Annotated in this window: 1 protein-coding gene and 1 pseudogene; both read right to left on the bottom strand. The window is 43.3% G+C overall.

The genetic code is table 11. The features are described 5' to 3' along the window. The coding region (locus GMD1S_RS10525) for a saccharopine dehydrogenase NADP-binding domain-containing protein (RefSeq protein WP_000088785.1) at window positions 1-416 on the bottom strand (416 nt) is incomplete at its 3' end. Continuing rightward, window positions 413-913, bottom strand: a pseudogene (locus GMD1S_RS10520) (spermidine synthase); the annotation flags it as partial. The gene GMD1S_RS10525 and the pseudogene GMD1S_RS10520, both read right to left, overlap by 4 nt.

Below are 913 nucleotides of genomic sequence, written 5' to 3'. Positions count from 1 at the left end.
GAGTAGTCAAAGTAGGCTGTAAAACCAAGTTCCTTACAACGTTTCTCATAGATAGCGCGCCACTCAGGATCTTCTGTATCCTCTGCCTCGTAGTTGGCGGTATCGATATAGTGGACACCTGTTGCCAAGCAAGCATCCATAATGGTCAAATCTTGATAAGGCAGAGCTACGTTCAAAACAGCTTCTGGTTTGTAGCTTTCAATCAAAACAATCACTTCTTCAACCTTGTCAGCGTCAAGAGCAGCTGTTTCAATCTTTGTACTTGTTTTCCCTTCTAATTTAGCCTTCAAGTCATCACATTTCGACTTGGTGCGGCTAGCAATCATAATCTCTGTAAAGGTTTCGCTATCTTGGCAAATCTTTGAAATAGCAACTTGGGCAACACCCCCACATCCAATAACTAATAAGCGACTCATTTTTTTCCTTCCTCTTCTTCTAAAATGTCCTCAACATACTTGGGCAACATAAAGGCTCCCACGTGTAAGTTTGCAGTGTAGTATTCTGTGAAAAGCTGGCGTTTTTTCCAGCCTTCCTTGTCAAAATCTTTAACAGGGTGATATTTTTTCGATGCAAATCCAAACAACCAATAGCCTGCAGGACTGGTTGGGATATGTGCCTGATAAACCCGGCTGATTGGAAAGGCTTGATTGACCTTGCGGTGCATGCTTCGGCAAGCTGACTCATCCTCGTCAAAGAAGGGACTCCCATGCTGATAGATCATGATGCCGTCTTCTTTCAAGGCTCTGTAACTGTTCCCGTAAAATTCCTTGGTAAAGAGCCCTTCCGTATGTCCAAATGGATCCGTCGCATCGTTAATAATGATATCGTAATCATCCTCACAGTTTCTCAAAAAGCGTAGCCCATTTTGGTAGTAAATGGTAACACGAGGATCATCTAGCCCTGCAGCAAAGTC

The organism is Streptococcus sp. GMD1S (assembly GCF_000296875.1).
Classification (GTDB): domain Bacteria; phylum Bacillota; class Bacilli; order Lactobacillales; family Streptococcaceae; genus Streptococcus.
This window is presented reverse-complemented; position numbering and strand designations above follow the sequence as displayed.